1 protein-coding gene and 1 pseudogene are annotated in these 1921 nt (G+C 60.0%); both read right to left on the bottom strand.

Features of this window, described 5'->3' with window-relative positions; translation table 11 throughout:
• Nucleotides 1-28: 28 nt before the first annotated feature.
• Nucleotides 29-1504: pseudogene (gene tnpC / locus F1735_RS33280) on the bottom strand (IS66 family transposase); the annotation flags it as partial.
• A 125-nt stretch (nt 1505-1629) separates the two neighbouring features.
• Nucleotides 1630-1921: IS66 family insertion sequence element accessory protein TnpB (gene tnpB / locus F1735_RS33275; protein WP_167241244.1), on the bottom strand; the 292-nt coding region annotated here is incomplete at its 5' end.

Genomic DNA, 1921 nt, shown 5'->3' with positions numbered 1-1921 from the left:
GTAAGCGGTAGCTGAGCGGCGTTGTAGATCAGCCGTTAAATCTGTGCAGGTCCGAGCGTAGCGGATTGTCGGCGCAATGCTGTTTCCACAGTCGCGGTGTCAGCTGCTCGACCTTCGAGGCGGGATGCTCGCTGATACGCTGGAGCACATCGACCAGGTAGTCATACGGATCGATATCGTGCAAACGGCAGGTGACGACCAGGGACTGAATCACGCCGACATACTCGGCGCCGATTTCCGTCCAGCAGAAATTCCAGTTTTTGCGCCCCATTGGAATGACGCGCAGGGCGCGTTCCAGGTGATTGGTATCGGCAGGCACATCGGGATCATCAAGGAACACTTCGAGTCCGGTGCGTCGTTCGCGTGCATAGGCCATGGCCTTGGTCAAGGGACTGCTGGGCAGCAATCCTTGCTGGTCGAACTGCACACCAATCCAGACAAAGAACTGCGTGACCAAGGGTCGGGTGTGCGCAATCCGCCAGGCGCGCTTGGCCTCTCCACGCAAATCGCGTTCGCGGATCTGCGCCTCGACCTGGTAGATTTTGCCGATCAGATCGAGCGCGTGCGCGGCGCGCTCCGGTTCGATTTTCTGCGCCTCGAAGAACAGTCGTCGCGTATGCGTCCAGCACTGGGCATGGGTGATCCCCGTTTTGCGCGCATAGTGACTGTAGGCGCTGTATCCATCGCTGAGCAAGACGGATTTTTCCGGCGGCGACAAGCCCAGCGCGTCCTCGATATTGCTGGCAGCGCGCGTGGGGAAGTACAGAAACGACACCTCATCGCGCTCGCCATAGAGCGGCCAGAAATACGCGCTGCGCAGTTTGCCAGGACCGGTACGCCCGGCCTTGATCGGGGTCTCGTCCATGGCCTTGACCCTGGACTGGCGGATCGATTCAAGTTGCGCCGCATGGATGGGCACCAGCAGATCGATCGCGGCATGCGTGAGTTGCGTCAGCCAGCCCCGGCTGACCTTGATGCCCCGGTCTGACAGCCTCATGTGCAGGCGATACAGCGGCTGATGATAGGCGAATTTATCGACCAGCATGCCGGCCACGAAGCTGACGTCGGCGCGGCTACCCTCGATCACGCCTTGCGGCGCTGGCGGGCAGGAAATGGCGGCCGTATCGCGCCGCTTGATCACCGGACGAACGTACTTGAGAATCACATAGCTGCCAGGACGTTGGGCCAGCCGATGGCTGACCTTCTCGCCGATGATATCGTAGTCGTCGGGGCCAAGGCCATCGGTCTCGTGATTCGGCATGGCGATGACTTCGACCGGCACTTGCTTTTCGTCGAAGAAGAGATTGGATCCGTCGCCGTCTGCGCGGGCCGGCGCCTTTGCGCGCCGGGTGTGCGCCGCTACCGTCTTTCCTGGCGCTGCGCAGGCATCGACAGGGCTCGGCAGCTCCATCAGATTCATCTGCTGGTTATCGGAAGGATCGAGTGCGCGGCGCTCGCTTTTCTTGCCAAAAATCTGGCGCCGGAACCACTCCAGTTGATGCTTGAGGTCGGCTATTTCAGTGCGCAGCACATTGTTCGCATGGACCAGATCGGCCAACTGTTCTGTACTCGCGGACATGGAAGAAATGCTCTGGCTCATGCAGATAATTATAGCGATGAACAGCCCCATCACAAAGCTCCCTCTGGTTTTTTGGCGCTGTTTTCAGCATGCTTGTAGCGTCGTTTACACAGCTTGGGAACGATCCCTTCGAGCAGCAATTTCAAGCCCGTCCAATCCATTTCCTCGGTGCGCACCTTGGACCAGTCGGACACGAAACGACCCTGTTCGAGCCGCTTGGCCCACACGCAAAAACCGGTGCGGTCCCAGTACAGCACCTTGATGTGCGTGGCGCGCCGGTTGATGAACACGAACAGCGCCCCGCTCAGTGGATCCTGGGCCAGCGCATGGCGCGCCAGCGCG

The organism is Massilia genomosp. 1, from assembly GCF_011682185.1.
Lineage (GTDB): Bacteria > Pseudomonadota > Gammaproteobacteria > Burkholderiales > Burkholderiaceae_D > Telluria_A > Telluria_A rubra.
The sequence above is the reverse complement of the archived record's forward strand: the minus strand, read 5'-3'. Positions and strand labels throughout refer to the sequence as shown.